The following is a 15474-nucleotide window of genomic DNA, read 5'->3' on the forward strand; positions in this document are numbered from 1 at the left end:
AGTGTAAATCATAATAGTCCTTTAAAAAATAATATTAAATTATTATAAGTTAAAATAATTAAAAAATTAATAATTTTAATTTCAAATCTAGCATAAGAGTCAACTTAGTTCTTCTTTTTACTTATATAATATCCATATCTATTGTATCTTTACCAACTTCGCATATAGTCCATCTTTGCTTATTAGAGATTCATGAGTTCCTACTTCTTCTACTTCTCCGTGATTAATCACTATAATTTTGTCAGTTTTTAGTGCGGTTGATAGCCTGTGTGTGATTATGACCGTTGTTCTGTTTTGCATTAATTTGCTTAGTGCTTTTTGTACGAAGTTTTCACTTTTATAATCAAGGGCAGAGGTTGCCTCATCCAGCACTAAAACTTGGGGATTTTTGAGTATGGCTCTCGCTATTATAATACGTTGTTTTTGTCCTTCGGAAAGTTTTAATCCTCTTTTCCCTACAAATGTGTCAAACTTATCGGGTAGCTTGTCAATAAATTCCATCGCATAAGCACTGATGGCTGCTCGTCTTACTTCCTCATATTCGGCATCTGGTTTGCCATATAATATATTCTCCATTATTGAACAAGAAAATATCATATGATCTTGCGGCACTAAACCAAATAATGACCTGAGACTACTTAGCGCAATTGACTTAATATTATGCCCATCGATAGTAATGCTGCCTTTACTTGGATCATAAAAACGGAGCAGAAGCTTTAAAATGGTGCTCTTACCACTGCCAGATGGTCCAACAATTGACACTGCTTGGCCCGCCTCTATGGAAAATGATACGTTACTTAACGCTGGCTTACCAGGCTGAGATTCATAAAAAAACGTTATGCCGTTAAACGAAATTCCTTTTTGAACACTACAAATTTTTACAGGATCATCAGCATCTACTATAGAGCTTTTCATATTCTTAAATTCAAATAAACGCTCTACTATCCCAAGACCCCGTTGTAAGTCACTGATATTATCGCTCAGATTATTTACAGCTCCTGCTGCAAGCACTGAATAAAATACAAATGAAGATAGCTCCCCAATAGTTATATTATTACTTAAGACTTCTTTAATACCAAAAAAGATTAAAACGACCAGTGAACCTATCACACACGAGATAACCAAAGTTACCAAAATAGCGCGCAAGAATATTAATCTTATGTATGATTCTGATACTAAGTTTAGACGTTCCTTAAAACGGATTTTTTCACTTTCCTCCAATACAAACGACTTAATGGTTACTATGGATCTGAAATTTTCCTCACTAAATGATGCAAGCTCACTCAGCTTACTCTGGGCAAAGCGTGCGTGATTGCGCACTTTTTTCCCAAGGGAAGTCATGATAATAAGTAGTATGGGTATTATCGCAGCCGCATATGCAGTTAGATGCAGATCTGTATACAACAACATGGCAACACTACCAATCAAAATTACAAAATTTCGCAATATGGTGAGTAGGCTGCTATTTATTATAGATTGTAACACAGAGGTATCAGTAATTAGTGCTGAGATGACATCTTGGACACCAGTGTTCTCAAAGAAACTTGGTTGCAAGTCGGTAACATTGCTATATAAGTCATATCTTATTTTTGCAATAACTTTTTCGCTGCCAATGCCAATGAAATACAATCTAATGAACGCAGTAAGAGAAACAGCTAAAACTATAAATATTGTAACTACTAGTTTAGTAGTAAAATCGTGTTCTGCACCAGAATCAATTATGCTGCTTAAACCTCTACCAAAAAGGAGAATTGTTAAAGCTGAAAATAAAACTGCAATAAAAGCTATAATGAAATAATGTAGGTTGGGCTTTATGTAGTAAAATAATTGCCTAATATTAGATCGCATCTTATTTCGAAGTCTCCAAGGCTAAGTATATGGATTTTAGTGTCAGGAGAAAGGAAAAAGGTATGGTTTTAGGTCTACTGATCGTATGAATGTTGTGATTTAACTCACAAAAAAGGCTAGTAGAACCGGAAAATATTTTGGGATAACACCCTTCTGACAATCTTACTCTGCCATAATCTTTTTTTCTTTTAACAAGCTTTGCAGCTCACCTTTTTCATACATCTCGCGAACGATGTCACAGCCGCCAATAAACTCTCCCTTTATGTATAACTGTGGAATTGTTGGCCAATCAGAAAACTTTTTTATGGACTGACGTATTTCATCATTTTCTAGCACGTTGATGCATTTAAACTTTACATTCAAGTTTTTGAGAATTGACACGACGAGTCCAGAAAATCCGCATTGAGGAAAGTCAGAAGTGCCTTTCATATAGAGTACTACATCATTTTCTGTTATATCCTTTTTTATTTGTTCAAAATTGTTCATAAGTTCACCTTAATTTTAAGCACTAGTTTCTAACTGCAATGCATGTATAGACTGGCCTTCTAATGCCTTATATACCATTTTATGCTGCTCTATCCTTGTCTTTCCAAGAAAGCACTTGGAGGTTATTTTCAAATGATAATGATCATTATCTCCAACAAGATCATTAACCTCTATATCAGCACCTGGAAATGATTGTTTGATGATTTTCTCTAATTCATGAATTGCGATAACCATTAATTTACTTTAAATTACAATACTTTTATTATAAATCTAAAATTACTTTGCGCAACTGAATTATTGTGAAGACAATGAATTCAGCGTGCTAAGAGCACTCGCAAGACGAGATTTCAATTGATTTTCATATTCACCCCAATCTTGTATTGCTTTTTTGGCAACACCTGAATGCACTGCAGCTTTTGCAACGGCAGGAGAAACTGTCGAAATCAATCTTGGGTCAAATGGAGTAGGTATTATGTATTCACATCCATAGCTCATTTTACGCCCACTATAAGCTGCAGATATCTCGTCAGGTACTGGCTCACGAGCAAGCTTTGCTATTGCATCTGCAGCTGCAATTTTCATTTCATTGTTTATTGTTGTTGCGTGTACATCAAGTGCTCCCCTAAATATATAGGGGAATCCCATTACATTATTGACTTGATTGTTGTAATCTGATCTACCAGTTGCGATTATTGCATCTGGCCTTACGGATTTTGCAAACTCAGGCCTTACTTCTGGATCAGGGTTAGCAAGAGCAAAAATAATCGGATCTTTACCCATGCTCTTCAGCATCTCTTCGCTTAGCACATTCTTTGCAGATAGTCCAATAAATACGTCAGCACCTTTTATTGTATCAAGTAGAGAACGTTCTTTGGTGTCAGTTGCATGCTTTTCCTTCCACTCATTCATGTCCTCTTTTCTGTCTCTATATATTACCCCTTGTTTATCACACAGCACTATGTTTTTAGCGCCCATGGATCTCAGTATTTCCAAACATGCAATGCCGGCTGCCCCAGCGCCATTCATGATGATCTTAACATCTTCTAATTTCTTTCCTGCAATATCAAGAGCATTTTCTATGCCAGCTGCAACAACAACTGCAGTTCCATGCTGATCATCGTGGAATATTGGAATGTCCATCAATTCACTTAGACGTTTTTCTATTATGAAACAATCGGGAGATCTTATATCCTCTAAATTTATCCCTCCCCAACTTGGTCCAAGATATCTTACTGCGTTGATAAAATCTTCCACATTTTCTGTGCCAACTTCTATATCAACTGCATCGATGTCAGCAAAACGCTTGAATAAAACAGCTTTGCCTTCCATAACAGGTTTTGAAGCAAGAGGCCCGATGTTGCCGAGTCCAAGCACTGCAGTGCCATTTGAAATAACAGCAACGCAGTTGCTCTTTGCCGTATAATCATAAACTAGATCAGAGTTTTTAGCTATTTCAAGGCATGGAGCTGCAACTCCAGGTGAATAAGCAAGTGACAAGTCATACTGGGTAGATAAGGGCTTTGTTGGCAAGATAGATATTTTACCAGGATTACTGCCCCCACTGTGATACTTAAGTGCTTCTTGTTTTGTAGTATGATCTAAATCGTCATTCATTATTATATCTTGAGCTAATAATTTTTAAGCATATGGAATTTTTATAAATATTCAATTGCAAACTATTAGCTTGTGAATTGTACTTTACTCCTGTATAAGTTTACCATACCGCACTAAAGTTACACTGCATGTTTAAGAAAAACTTGCCTAATTTACTGACAATCTCTCGTGCGCTTGCAGTACCAGCAATAATATTAAGTTTTTATATAGAAAACAAATATGCAAACTTGATAACAATATCAATCTTTATATTTGCATGCGTTACAGATTTTTTTGATGGTTACCTAGCACGTGCGTGGAAAGTCCAATCAAAATTTGGCAGGCTATTTGATCCAATTGCTGATAAGTTAATAGTGGCTTCAACAATAATGATGCTGGTTTATAAGCATAAGGTCAATGATTATACGATAATACCATCAGTTGTCATCGTTTGTCGGGAGATATTAGTTTCGGGTTTGCGTGAGTTTCTGATCGCTACAAACGTTAGCCTGCCTGTAAGCAAAGCTGGAAAAATTAAAACATTTCTGCAGATGCTTGCTGTAGTGGCACTAATAATGGACGACTACGAAATAACTCAATACATAGGTGCAATTTGTCTGTGGGTTGCAGCCATTATAACTATGTGGTCAGGCTATAATTATGTCATAGCTGGCATCAAGCAGATTGACTGAATTCCTTGAGAAACAATTAACATACAAATAATTAAGATTTTAACAAAATTGACTAAGTAATTGAAATCATGTATAATATACTAGTCCATAAGTTAGTTGGGTTTATATGACTAGTTTTACAAATAACCCTGGTACTAGGTCTTTTAAAAGACTAAAAGATTCTGAAATGGAGGATTTTTTTCAGGATTTTTGGTCTTTAATTGAAGAAGAAACCAAGAAAAGGGAGAAGCTCGAACAAGAACTATTAACACTGAAAAAAAGAGAGCTATATAGACAATACGTGTCATTGGCAACAATGGCCCCATTTGCATTGCTGATGGCTATTGAGCTGGCAAAAACATGCAGCGATCAGGTATTGCTTGGTGTTATAAGTGGTGCACTAAGCCACGCTATATTACCTTTCACAGCTTTATCCCTTATTTGTACGCTATATTTAATTTACAATAATAGAAAGATAGCTCAAAAGGAACAGGAATTAAAGGATCTTGAAAATGACGAAGTGGCAGAAAAAGAGAAGAGAGATGTTCCTTACACTGTTGATGATTACCTTAACTACGCTGATGCTGCTTTAACTATATTAGTTATTGTAGCTAGTATAGTTAGCGAAGCATTGGATCAAGGAATAATAGAAGATGTAGCCTTTTCAATTTCTAGCTTATTTTACTTTGTAGCAAGCGTTAATTCCTTATATTGTGAGTGCAAGAAGAGCAAAGAACATGAGATAGACAAAGAGCAAGAAAATTCCAACCTTGACGAAAAATCTGAGAAAAGGACTAACAATATTTCTGCTGCTAGTTTAATGTTTGCTGATTCTTCTATAATGTTAATAAGGAGAATAATGTTAATAGCATTAGCATCATTCTTACATCCTGCTGTTGGACCCGCTTTGGGTTTAGTAGGCATCACTCTTTTGATGGCAGGAAGTGGACTGATCGCACATCTTTATAAGAGAGAGTTAAAGAATGTAGAAATCAGTAGAAAAGTTGAAAAAGGTATAACAGGTGCTGCTGCAAGCAATGTAGACAGAAGATATGGTACAAACCAAGAAGCGGCAACTGTTTGCTAAACTAAGCAGAAAAAAAGGCAAAGAAACCTCATAGTAGCCTTAGCTATTTTACGATCTAATGTTAAAAACTAATGGCGCCATCTGATTTTTTAAGCTAGCGATTTTTTTGTAGCCCCGTTTCTATGGCTTAAAAAAACTGGATTCTAGTATTATGCGCTAGAATCCAGAGAAAAAGAAACAAGTTACTTAAGCGGTAGAGCTTTAAGAAGAAAGTTATTTCTATTCAGGGCTTTTTTTATAGAACCTGAAAGCACTTTAGAGCTTGGATTAGAAGATGTGTTATTTTCAAACATTTTTATCTTTTCCTTTATGCTGTTTGCCGCTAGATTGGAAGAAAAACCATACCCTTTGTTAAAACTAGGATTAGATATTTTGTTTTCAGTCATCCTTTTTGCAGGAGAAGCTTGAGGTCTTGTTTGTGGATTAGCTGGCTTTAGCACTATCGATGACTTTCCTGCATTTGGCTGGCGGTTTAGCAAAGCTACAATTTTGGACTCCTGTTGGCTCGCATCATCGCCAGATCTGTAACCACTTTCAGGAGTTCTGCTTCCTTTTTCATTGTCTGATTGAGGGTTTGAAAGCATCTGACATTCACTTTCATCATTATCCCAACTGGACCAAGTGTTGTCACTGTCAATATTCGATACACTACCACTACGACTCATATCACTATTGAATGCCTTTTTATTAACATGGAATCCATCTACCTCTTCGTAAACATGTTCTGAAATGCAATCATTACTGTTATCATACCCTGAAATACCGTACTCTGGAGTATCGTAAATATGCTCTAGATTGTTATTATAATTACAATTTTCATATTTTACATATTTCTCTCCTCGTTTTGCATTCTCACCAGTTTGTTTTTTCAGTACTTCTAAACATGAAATTAAACTCAAAGTCTTTTCTATCTTTTCGCAATAAGATACATATTCGTTCTTATTTTTATGATCTTCTATGATACCTAGTAAGTAATTATGCTCTGCTCTATCAAATTTTGCTCCCGATTTTAACAAGAGATCAATAATTATCAAGCCGTTTCCACGAGAAAACATTCTGTTAAAATATTCAGTTGTAGGTAGATTCTTTTCATCACCCACTCTTGTAAAAAAATTTCCGATTGCGAGTGTCAATGGAGTTTGCCCATATTGATTTTTTAAATTGACATCAATATTATGTTTGATAAAAAAGCTTACTAATTTGTGATTAGAATTTCTTGCAGCATAGTGTAACACAGTGTTGCCTTTCTTATCGTGTATTTGTCCTATATCGAATGAATTAGATAGTTTTTTAAGTAGATTAAGCGACTGTTTTACAGTTCCTGTATTGTTGTTTGCCGTGGCTTTAATTATTAAATCGTTCTTAATACTCATAATATTTACCTCACTATTAAAGTTAATATATTATTATAATTACATAAAAATTTATTTTTCTTAATCTGCGATTTTGCCCGATTCCCACAACTGTATCCTTTTGTTGTTTCATAAATTGACCTTATTAACAAAGCCAACTAATATCTAAATAAGTTATTACCTAAATGGAAAGCATGGAAACTGACATTGTAATAATAGGTGCAGGACCTGTTGGAATATTCACTGCTTTTCAAGCGGGAATGCTCGATATGAAATGTCATATCATAGATGTTTTGGATCAAGCAGGAGGGCAATGTACCGCTCTTTACCCAGAAAAACCGATATACGATATACCTGGCTATCCTATAATTACTGCTCAAAAGCTAATTGAACAATTAATGGAGCAAGCTTTGCCATTTGAGCCTGTTTATCACTTAAGTCAAAAGGTAGAAAAAATTTCGAATAACGACAGTCAAAACTTTACTGTAATAACGAACATAGGTACAGAAGTGAAATGCAAAGCTGTTATCATTGCCGCAGGCAATGGAATGTTTGAACCTAATCGTCCACCCCTTAATGGTATATTAGAGTATGAAAATAAATCCGTATTTTATAGCGTAAATAAAATTTCTGATTTTCAGGATAAAGCTATAGTAATTGCAGGAGGAGGAGATTCTGCGGCTGATTGGACTATAGAGCTCTCTAAAGTTGCAAAGAAAATTTATGTGATACATCGAAGAAAGGAATTTCGTTGTGTTGCTAAAACTAGAAATGAATTGGAATTACTTGAAAGCAGTGGAAAAATAGCACTTGTAACGCCATATCAATTACACGAACTAGCCGGAAATAATGGGCAATTGAGTGCAGTGATAGCAAAAAACATTGTTTCTGGAGAAGAAAAAGAAATATCCGCTGATTTTTTACTGCCATTTTTTGGGCTGTCAATGAATTTGGGTCCAATAAACAATTGGGACATACAGTTAGAGCACAGTCGTATAGTTGTTGACCAAGCTACACTCAGAACCAGTAGAGATAGGATATATGCAATCGGAGATATAGCTACTTACTCAGGTAAACTAAAGTTGATACTAAATGGCTTTGCTGAGAGCGCTATGGCTTGTTACGACATACACAAAGTGATCCGTAATTCTCCAGTTAATTTTCAATACTCAACTTCAAAGATGGCGCACAAGCGATTTACTTTAGGTCAAACTACTGTATAGTGGTTTTATAGCTCCTTAGTTTTATGATGAATGTGTCTAGCATAGAGAATTGTGATTTTCACGATAAAACTGTCTTACTCAGAGTTGACTTTAATGTTCCTATAAAAAATGGAAAAGTTCATGATGCCACTCGTATTTTGAGAGCATTGCCTACTATTCAGCATCTAGTGAATGCGAGCGCAAAGGTTATTATTACATCACATTTTGGACGCCCAAAAGCCAAAAACGATAGTTTGTCACTAAAAAATATAGTTGAAACTTTATCGCAACTATTAAATAAAGAGGTAAAGTTTGTCAATGATTGCATTGGCGAAAAAGTGCAAAAAGCAGTAAATGAGATGAACGGAGGAGATGTAATATTACTGGAAAATTTGAGGTTTTATAAAGGAGAGGAGCAGAATGACTCGAATTTTGCTAAACAACTAGCATCACTAGCAGATATATATGTAAACGATGCATTTTCTTGCTCTCACAGAGCCCACGCTTCTATTTCACGCATTACAGAATTTTTGCCTTCCTATGCAGGATTTTGCTTACAAGATGAGCTAAAATATCTTGAAAAGGCCATATCATTTGATGCTAAACCTATTACTGCGATAGTTGGGGGAGCTAAAATATCAACTAAAATAAAAATGCTTATAAAACTAGCAGAAAAGGTCAATTATCTGGTTCTTGGCGGTGCAATTGCTAACAATTTTTTGTTGTTCAATAGAGTGAATATCGGCAAATCTTTCTTTCAAAGTGGCGTTGATGATTTTCTTCATGGTGTTATTGAAACAGCAAATAAAAACAATTGTAAAATAGTTGTGCCTGAAGATGTTTTGGTTGCAGTAAACTCTGATTACAGCACTGGCGTTTTAAGAAACACTGAATCTATTTTGAATGATGATGTAATTTTGGATATCGGACCTAAAACCTTGAGCACGATAAGCAGTATGGTAGCAAGTAGCAAAACTCTGCTGTGGAATGGACCTATTGGTGTCTTTGAACATTCAACTTTTGCAAATGGCACAATAGAGGTGATGAAAATCGTAAGTAGCTTAACACACGAAGGAAAATTAACTAGTGTGATAGGGGGAGGAGATAGCTTATCTGCAATAAATGCTGCAGATCTTACTGATAAAGATTTTACGTATGTTGCAACTGGTGGAGGGGCGTTTTTAAGCTGGCTAAGTGGCGACGGAATGCCAGGAGTTGCTGCACTGCAATTAACGTCAGATTAAAGCTTTTTTAAATTGTTGCTTGTACTCTAGCTTTTTTTGTGAAGCTGTATCGTGATTATGTCAAAGAAAAGTAAGCTAATTTTATGCTTAATAATACCGGTAATAGGATTTGTTTTTTATATTAAAGATCATTACTTCAATGATCCAAGCTCACGAATTGATTTTGAGCCATTCTTCAAAACAAATTCTGCGGGGCCAGATTACATTCCACCACTTCCGGAGTTGACTGACTTTGATAGGGGAGTGTTAAGAGTTTGTGGAGATTGGGGATCACACCCCGACAAAGAAGATTTCAGAGTTTTGCTTGATTGTCCACAGCATCAAGAAGTAGTAGAAGGAATATATAATAGGCTCGATCATCAAGTGATTACACCAAGTGCAGACTTGGAGTTATTCAAGGATGAACTAACTAAGATTTGGTTTACAAATAGCGGAATTGAAAAAGAAACTATAGGGTTTGGACATATTTTTTGTGGTGAGCCAGATAGATTGGGGTTTGGTGGTATGCGTTTTGTAGGTAGGTACGTTGAGGCTCAAGAAGATAAATGGGCAGGTGCGATTTGGAATGATAAGTCTTTGTGCAATAAATTAGAAGTTGATCCACCAGTTTATACATTTGGAATGAAATATTTAGGAAAAGGTGGAGAAGTAAAAGTTAAGTGCCCAAATGGGTATGCATATAACCTTCATGCTGATGATATTTTAGTTTCAGCAACTAAAGCATTTAAGGCATTGGGAAAGGATGGAATGTGCCTATATAAAATGGAAGATGACAATTATCAATCGGTGTTTGTGAGAAAGAATGATGCCATACTTACGTTCTATCCTGATTTAACGCCAAAATGTAACGATAAAAGTACTAATTGTAGCTGCATTGATGGACGTAAGGCAAAAGCTACTAAACAGTAATGGTGAGGTACAACAAGTAGAAAAAGTTGGATAGGATAGTTAACAAGGTAAAAACACTGAGGTTTAACTTAAAATAACCTGATAAAACTTGAATCGTGTTTCCAAGTGCTGGTACCCACGAAAGTAGTACAACTGCACAGATCAGTAGATTTCTTATGATTTTTGGTGTTTTGTGCTCATTCTCTAGTTTGTGGTATGATTTCCTGATAAAAATTGTTATTCTACCTAAATACCAATTAACCACTCCACCAAGGCTTGATCCCAATACTCCAAGAAGTAACATAAGTAATGGATTGTAATACGACCTGAAATACAACATAGTATGAAACACAAAACCTTGATATATAGGTAAGATCAGCGATGATATTAGGTTATCTGTGAACAACAGAAGATAATTTTCCATATAAGTTTACCAGGTCGTTGTACCATCTTCGTTATCAGAAATTGAGATTCCCATTTGTTTTAGTTGCTCTCTTATTTTGTCTGCAGTATCGTAATCTTTGTTTTGTTTTGCTGTCCTTCTTAAATCTATTAGTCTTTCTATTTCTTGATGACTCACGCCAGCAGTAAACCACTCTTGATAACTTGACCTGAGAAGACCAATAAATCTTGCGCTCTTAACGAAACTCTCAGTTAATTTGAGCTTCTCGTATTTACTATTCGTTTTGTTGATTTTTGCGGCCATTTCATGCAATATGACTAAGGCCTCAGGAATATTTAAGTCGTTTTTCAAAGCATCTATGAAATCTTTAAAGACTTCCACATCACTTTTCTCAATATTCACTACATCGACATCACGTAATAACCGGTAGAATTTGTTTAGAGTTTCTTGTGACTCAGAAATAACATTTTTTGTCCAATCAAGTGGTTTTCTATAGTGAGTTTTGAGCAGTGCGTGACGTATTACTTCGCCCTTTATTCCGCTATGAAGTAGATCTCTTACCTTGACTATATTAAATAAAGACTTGCTCATCTTTTCTTCGTTTACCGTAAGAAAACCATTATGTACCCAATATTTTGCAAATACTGATCCGGTAAATGCAGATTTACTCTGCGCAATTTCATTTTCATGATGAGGAAATTGTAAATCTATACCGCCGCCGTGAATGTCAAAATCTTGACCAAGGTAAGCATACGACATTGCTGAACATTCTATATGCCATCCTGGCCTTCCTTCTCCCCATGGGCTACTCCAATAGCTCGAAAGCTTGTAGTCAACATCATTTGCAGGCTTCCACAGTACAAAATCTCCTGGGTGTTTTTTATTTTCACCAACTTCAACTCTGTTGCCATGATCCAATTCATCAATTTTTTTCCCTGATAAAGCACCGTACTCAGAGTAAGATTCTACGCTAAAATATACATGCTTATTGGATTCATAGGCATGACCAGATTGCAGCAAATGTTCAATTAATTTGATAATACAATCTATATTTTCCGTTGCTTTTGGTTCGTATGTTGGCTCTGCACAATTTAGGCTTTTCATGTCTTCATGAAAAGCCTTAGTGTAGTATGTGCTGATGCTTTCTATACTGCTATTTTTCTCATTTGCTGCGTTGATTATCTTATCATCAATATCAGTTATGTTGCGCGCGTAAGTAACTTTGCCATAGCAAAATTTAAGCAGTTGAAATAATACGTCGTAAACGACAACAGAACGTGCATTACCTATGTGTGCCGTGTCATATACCGTTGGTCCACAAACATACATTCTTACGTGATTCTTATCGATCGGTATAAAAGGCTCTTTTTTTTTGTTAAGGTGTTATAGAACCTAACCATATACAAAACTTTTTAGAAGAGAAAATGCTCCAAGTATGAGCTGCGGTCCTTTAACTACTACAACAAGGGTAAGTAGCAACCCGCACAAAGATACTAAGACTCCCAGTATAGAGAGAAGCCCATCTTTACTCATAATACCAAGTGAAATGAGAGTTGTGCCAATTGCAGGGATGAAGTTAGTTAGGGGCAGCGGAATGGCTATCGATAATGCACAAAGCAACATTATGAAGGCTAAAATCTTTTCACCTGGCCCACAGAAAATGAAAGACATTCTCGGTTTCATGAATTTTTCTATTTTTCTTAAAGCAGGAGAAGTTTTTTCTACCACAAGAGCTAGTGTTGAACGTTGAAAAGACTTTCTTTCCAACCAGTGAGGCATCCAAGGAGAATCAAATCCCAACAGAAGCTGCAGTGAGAATAGGATTAGAGGTATAGAAAGTATAGTTGTATAGCCAGGTGGAACCGGTATAGGTACTGATAGTGGCAAAGAGAAGATAATCATTAAAATACCAAAACCGCGCTCATGCAAAGCTGTTTTTATGTCAAACAGTGTTACTTTATCACTATTAGCGTTGTTGGTGTCTGCAACCTCTTTTAGAATATCAGAAGCTAATTTTCTATTTTCGGCTAATTTCTCACTTTTTGGCACAATTATCCTTTAACAAAATGATTCCTTCTAAGTAGCATAATTATTGCTGTATTTCAACATTCATTATTTGTTTATACCCGAGATTCATCTTGTGTTAAGATGTTGTAAACACGTGCAAATTTTTTAGGAAAGAGAATGCTCCTGTTATAAGCTGCGGCCCTTTGATTATTACAACAAAAGCAAGCAATAATGCGCATAATGAGATTAAGACCCCCAATATGGAAAGAAGTCCGTCTTTACCCATGATACCAAGCGAAATAAAGGTTGCGCCGATTGCAGGAAGGAAGTGAGTAAAAGGTAGCGGGAGAGCTATTATCACTGCACAAAGCAACATCATAAAAGCCAAAATTTTTTCACCAGGTCCACAGAAAATGAAAAGCATTCTTGGTTTCATGAACTTTTCTATTTTTTTTAATGCAGGAGAAGTTTTTTCTACCACAAGAGCTAGTGTTGAACGTTGAAAAGACTTTCTTTCCAACCAGTGAGGCATCCAAGGAGAATCAAATCCCAACAGAAGCTGCAGTGAGAATAGGATTAGAGGTATAGAAAGTATAGTTGTATAGCCAGGTGGAACCGGTATAGGTACTGATAGTGGCAAAGAGAAGATAATCATTAAAATACCAAAACCGCGCTCATGCAAAGCTGTTTTTATGTCAAACAGTGTTACTTTATCACTATTAGCGTTGTTAGTATCTGCAACCTCTTTTAAAATATCGGAGGCCAATTTTTTATTTTCAGCCAAATTCTCGCTTTTTTGTACAGTCATCCTTTAACAAAATAATTCCTTCTAACTAACATAATTACCGCAGTATTTCAATCTATTCTTTAGCTAGTTCAAGTTTTTAAACAAATGACACGCACTAAAGTACGTGTCACAAAGTATAAAGACGCTAACGATCTGGCTCGTTAGATGATAGTTTCTCTGAGTCCTTAAGTTCTTGTTTAAGGTTTTTAATGCCTTTCCCCAGGTCACCCATAACTTGTGGTAACCTACCTGCGCCAAACAGAACTAAGATTATTATTAAGACTAGAAACAATTGCCATGGTCCTAAGCTCATTTGTACCTCCATTTAAAATGTTAAATTTTAGAAATTGAAACCTGACTGAAGTCAAGTAACACATAAATTATATCACCTTATTTAGTTATAGATCAAAATTTTTTAGTGTTTGGTCCTATTTTATAATAACTGCAGACTAGATTATTTTCTTGCAGCAAGTATACCATCAAACGGAAGCTCATCACCTAACTGCAAAGTAGAGGAGAACTCACTAAAGAACTTTGCTAGCGTATGATCTTTAGGACTATGATATATATCACTGGAAACTCCTGATTGGATAATTTTACCGCTTTTCATTACGTAGATAAAATCTGCGACTTTTAATGCTTCTTGCGGATCGTGAGTTACCATTAACACGGGGGTATTTTTACTTCTAAAAAGGGACAATATATGATGTCTTATTCGGCACTTTGACAGTATATCTAAGTTAGAAAATGGTTCATCGAGCAACACAATATCAGGATTTTGTGCCATTACTCTTGCTATTGCAACTAATTGTTGTTGTCCTCCCGATAGGGCATTAGGATACATATTTTCATATTTTTCTATGTTTAATAGCTTCAAAATTTCCAATGCAGTGAGATACTTTGCCTTTTTGGAGGAGCTACGAATAGCAAAAGTTATATTCTCTACTACTGTTTTGTGAGGAAATAGAGCAGAATGTTGAAAAATCAATCCGACATTCCTATGCTCTATTGCAATTGATGTGTGGTTACTTGCAACTAGCCTATCATTTATAAAAATGGTGCCAGATTTTGGATTTTCTATCCCTGCAATTAATTTTAAAATCGTCGACTTGCCGCAACCCGAATGTCCCAGTAGACATACGACATTTCCTCTCTTCACCTCAATATTTATGTTGCTTAAAGCGAAATCGTCTTGACTGTTATAGGAATAACTAATGTTGTTAACTAGCATCAATTTAAACCGTATTATTAAATATAATAGCATTATACTCAAGAAATATACAGAAATGTTTTTTGTTATTGTAAATTGGTGATGCAGGAAATCTAGAAAAGTATGAGATTTTTTGCTATGATTTTGTGCAGATAATGGAAAACACGGGACTATAGCTCAGTAGGATAGAGCGTTGGATTCCTAATCCGAAGGCCGTGCGTTCGAATCGCACTAGTCCCATACTAATTATAACACAACCATAAAACCTACAGTAATACTCTATCTCACTGCGTTTAAATGTCAACTAATATACCCAGCTTTGTATAGTGCATTCTTATTTTATGTATATTTAAAAAGAAAGTAAATAATTAAATTTTTTGTAACATTGATTGACATGGTGCTTTCACTGGAAATGTTTTTTAAAATAAAGAGGAATTAGACTCCTCGCATAACTAGAAAAAGGCAATTATTTTAAATACTGGCGTTTTTTGTGTGCTCTAAAATTGCTTTTGCTATAAATATTAAAAATTTTACTATAGCAGAAAAAAAGCAAAAGAAACCCTGATCACTGTCTGTTGTCAGTATTGGCGTTTTTATGCTTTAAACGCTGCAATTTAGCTGCTTTTAACCGCAACTAGTCCAAGCTATAATATTTAAGAAATTTACCAGACAGAGAAAAAAGACAATAAAACCCCG

Annotated in this window: 15 protein-coding genes, 1 tRNA gene and 1 pseudogene; 6 read left to right on the plus strand and 11 right to left on the minus strand. The window is 35.5% G+C overall.

Going from position 1 to position 15474, the window contains the following annotated elements:
- Window positions 1-138: 138 nt before the first annotated feature.
- The 4 genes from DM84_RS00515 to DM84_RS00530 all read right to left on the minus strand — a co-directional run bounded on the left by DM84_RS00515 (window position 139) and on the right by DM84_RS00530 (window position 3948).
- Window positions 139-1848, minus strand: a complete 1710-nt coding sequence (locus tag DM84_RS00515; RefSeq protein ID WP_250777524.1) for an ABC transporter ATP-binding protein — start codon at window positions 1846-1848, stop codon at window positions 139-141.
- Window positions 1849-2010: 162 nt separating this feature from the next.
- Window positions 2011-2334: a Grx4 family monothiol glutaredoxin gene (grxD, locus tag DM84_RS00520; RefSeq protein WP_250777526.1), complete on the minus strand. Its 324-nt coding sequence runs from the start codon at window positions 2332-2334 to the stop codon at window positions 2011-2013.
- Between the two features lie 15 nt (window positions 2335-2349).
- Window positions 2350-2568, minus strand: a complete 219-nt coding sequence (locus DM84_RS00525) for a BolA/IbaG family iron-sulfur metabolism protein (RefSeq protein ID WP_250777528.1) — start codon at window positions 2566-2568, stop codon at window positions 2350-2352.
- A gap of 60 nt (window positions 2569-2628) precedes the next feature.
- A complete protein-coding gene (locus DM84_RS00530; protein ID WP_250777531.1) occupies window positions 2629-3948 on the minus strand; it encodes a malic enzyme-like NAD(P)-binding protein in 1320 nt (439 codons plus the stop codon).
- 128 nt (window positions 3949-4076) lie between these two features.
- On the opposite strand from DM84_RS00530, the gene pgsA reads away from it, so the two are divergent.
- Together pgsA and DM84_RS00540 are read left to right on the plus strand one after the other, a co-directional pair.
- Window positions 4077-4619 (plus strand): CDP-diacylglycerol--glycerol-3-phosphate 3-phosphatidyltransferase, encoded by a 543-nt coding sequence (pgsA, locus tag DM84_RS00535; protein ID WP_250777534.1) that lies wholly within the window; start codon window positions 4077-4079, stop codon window positions 4617-4619.
- A gap of 106 nt (window positions 4620-4725) precedes the next feature.
- Complete coding sequence (locus DM84_RS00540; RefSeq protein ID WP_250777537.1) at window positions 4726-5685, plus strand: hypothetical protein; 960 nt, start codon at window positions 4726-4728, stop codon at window positions 5683-5685.
- A gap of 182 nt (window positions 5686-5867) precedes the next feature.
- Here DM84_RS00540 and DM84_RS00545 read toward each other — a convergent pair whose 3' ends face one another.
- Window positions 5868-7058 (minus strand): ankyrin repeat domain-containing protein, encoded by a 1191-nt coding sequence (locus DM84_RS00545; protein WP_250777540.1) that lies wholly within the window; start codon window positions 7056-7058, stop codon window positions 5868-5870.
- Between the two features lie 173 nt (window positions 7059-7231).
- Between DM84_RS00545 and DM84_RS00550 the strand changes: the two genes are divergently transcribed.
- Genes DM84_RS00550 through DM84_RS00560 form a run of 3 tightly spaced genes read left to right on the plus strand, consistent with a single transcriptional unit; the run spans window position 7232 to window position 10392 of the window.
- Window positions 7232-8260: an NAD(P)/FAD-dependent oxidoreductase gene (locus DM84_RS00550; RefSeq protein WP_250777559.1), complete on the plus strand. Its 1029-nt coding sequence runs from the start codon at window positions 7232-7234 to the stop codon at window positions 8258-8260.
- 26 nt (window positions 8261-8286) lie between these two features.
- Window positions 8287-9483 (plus strand): phosphoglycerate kinase, encoded by a 1197-nt coding sequence (locus DM84_RS00555; RefSeq protein ID WP_250777561.1) that lies wholly within the window; start codon window positions 8287-8289, stop codon window positions 9481-9483.
- Between the two features lie 57 nt (window positions 9484-9540).
- The gene (locus tag DM84_RS00560) at window positions 9541-10392 is read left to right on the plus strand and encodes an EndoU domain-containing protein (RefSeq protein ID WP_250777542.1); all 852 of its coding nucleotides are present in this window, start codon (window positions 9541-9543) and stop codon (window positions 10390-10392) included.
- Here the strand turns inward: DM84_RS00560 and DM84_RS00565 are convergent.
- The 6 genes and pseudogenes from DM84_RS00565 to DM84_RS00590 all read right to left on the minus strand — a co-directional run bounded on the left by DM84_RS00565 (window position 10382) and on the right by DM84_RS00590 (window position 14799).
- Complete coding sequence (locus DM84_RS00565; protein ID WP_250777545.1) at window positions 10382-10795, minus strand: YqaA family protein; 414 nt, start codon at window positions 10793-10795, stop codon at window positions 10382-10384. The genes DM84_RS00560 and DM84_RS00565 overlap by 11 nt on opposite strands.
- Before the next feature lie 6 nt (window positions 10796-10801).
- A pseudogene (cysS, locus tag DM84_RS00570) lies at window positions 10802-12174 on the minus strand (cysteine--tRNA ligase).
- Window positions 12167-12823: an exopolysaccharide biosynthesis protein gene (locus DM84_RS00575; RefSeq protein WP_250777552.1), complete on the minus strand. Its 657-nt coding sequence runs from the start codon at window positions 12821-12823 to the stop codon at window positions 12167-12169. The pseudogene cysS and the gene DM84_RS00575 overlap by 8 nt, the downstream one beginning before the upstream one ends.
- A gap of 94 nt (window positions 12824-12917) precedes the next feature.
- Window positions 12918-13589 (minus strand): exopolysaccharide biosynthesis protein, encoded by a 672-nt coding sequence (locus DM84_RS00580; RefSeq protein WP_250777553.1) that lies wholly within the window; start codon window positions 13587-13589, stop codon window positions 12918-12920.
- Between the two features lie 124 nt (window positions 13590-13713).
- On the minus strand, window positions 13714-13881 hold the full coding sequence (gene tatA / locus DM84_RS00585; RefSeq protein ID WP_006013840.1) for a twin-arginine translocase TatA: 168 nt from the start codon (window positions 13879-13881) through the stop codon (window positions 13714-13716).
- A gap of 141 nt (window positions 13882-14022) precedes the next feature.
- Window positions 14023-14799, minus strand: a complete 777-nt coding sequence (locus tag DM84_RS00590) for an ABC transporter ATP-binding protein (RefSeq protein ID WP_250777556.1) — start codon at window positions 14797-14799, stop codon at window positions 14023-14025.
- Window positions 14800-14944: 145 nt separating this feature from the next.
- Between DM84_RS00590 and DM84_RS00595 the strand changes: the two genes are divergently transcribed.
- Window positions 14945-15018, plus strand: a tRNA-Arg gene (locus DM84_RS00595).
- Window positions 15019-15474 lie beyond the last annotated feature (456 nt).

Origin of the sequence: Wolbachia pipientis (assembly GCF_023661085.1) — a bacterium.
Classification (GTDB): Bacteria; Pseudomonadota; Alphaproteobacteria; order Rickettsiales; family Anaplasmataceae; genus Wolbachia.

Excerpts from the sequence above, each read along its gene's own strand:
- DM84_RS00540 (WP_250777537.1), top strand. The coding sequence starts at position 4,726 with ATGACTAGTTTTACAAATAACCCTGGTACTAGGTCTTTTAAAAGACTA.
- DM84_RS00545 (WP_250777540.1), bottom strand. The coding sequence starts at position 7,058 with ATGAGTATTAAGAACGATTTAATAATTAAAGCCACGGCAAACAACAAT.
- tatA (WP_006013840.1), bottom strand. The coding sequence starts at position 13,881 with ATGAGCTTAGGACCATGGCAATTGTTTCTAGTCTTAATAATAATCTTA.
- DM84_RS00560 (WP_250777542.1), top strand. The coding sequence starts at position 9,541 with ATGTCAAAGAAAAGTAAGCTAATTTTATGCTTAATAATACCGGTAATA.
- DM84_RS00590 (WP_250777556.1), bottom strand. The coding sequence starts at position 14,799 with ATGCTAGTTAACAACATTAGTTATTCCTATAACAGTCAAGACGATTTC.
- DM84_RS00580 (WP_250777553.1), bottom strand. The coding sequence starts at position 13,589 with ATGACTGTACAAAAAAGCGAGAATTTGGCTGAAAATAAAAAATTGGCC.
- pgsA (WP_250777534.1), top strand. The coding sequence starts at position 4,077 with ATGTTTAAGAAAAACTTGCCTAATTTACTGACAATCTCTCGTGCGCTT.
- DM84_RS00530 (WP_250777531.1), bottom strand. The coding sequence starts at position 3,948 with ATGAATGACGATTTAGATCATACTACAAAACAAGAAGCACTTAAGTAT.
- DM84_RS00555 (WP_250777561.1), top strand. The coding sequence starts at position 8,287 with ATGAATGTGTCTAGCATAGAGAATTGTGATTTTCACGATAAAACTGTC.
- DM84_RS00565 (WP_250777545.1), bottom strand. The coding sequence starts at position 10,795 with ATGGAAAATTATCTTCTGTTGTTCACAGATAACCTAATATCATCGCTG.
- grxD (WP_250777526.1), bottom strand. The coding sequence starts at position 2,334 with ATGAACAATTTTGAACAAATAAAAAAGGATATAACAGAAAATGATGTA.
- DM84_RS00550 (WP_250777559.1), top strand. The coding sequence starts at position 7,232 with ATGGAAACTGACATTGTAATAATAGGTGCAGGACCTGTTGGAATATTC.
- DM84_RS00515 (WP_250777524.1), bottom strand. The coding sequence starts at position 1,848 with ATGCGATCTAATATTAGGCAATTATTTTACTACATAAAGCCCAACCTA.
- DM84_RS00525 (WP_250777528.1), bottom strand. The coding sequence starts at position 2,568 with ATGGTTATCGCAATTCATGAATTAGAGAAAATCATCAAACAATCATTT.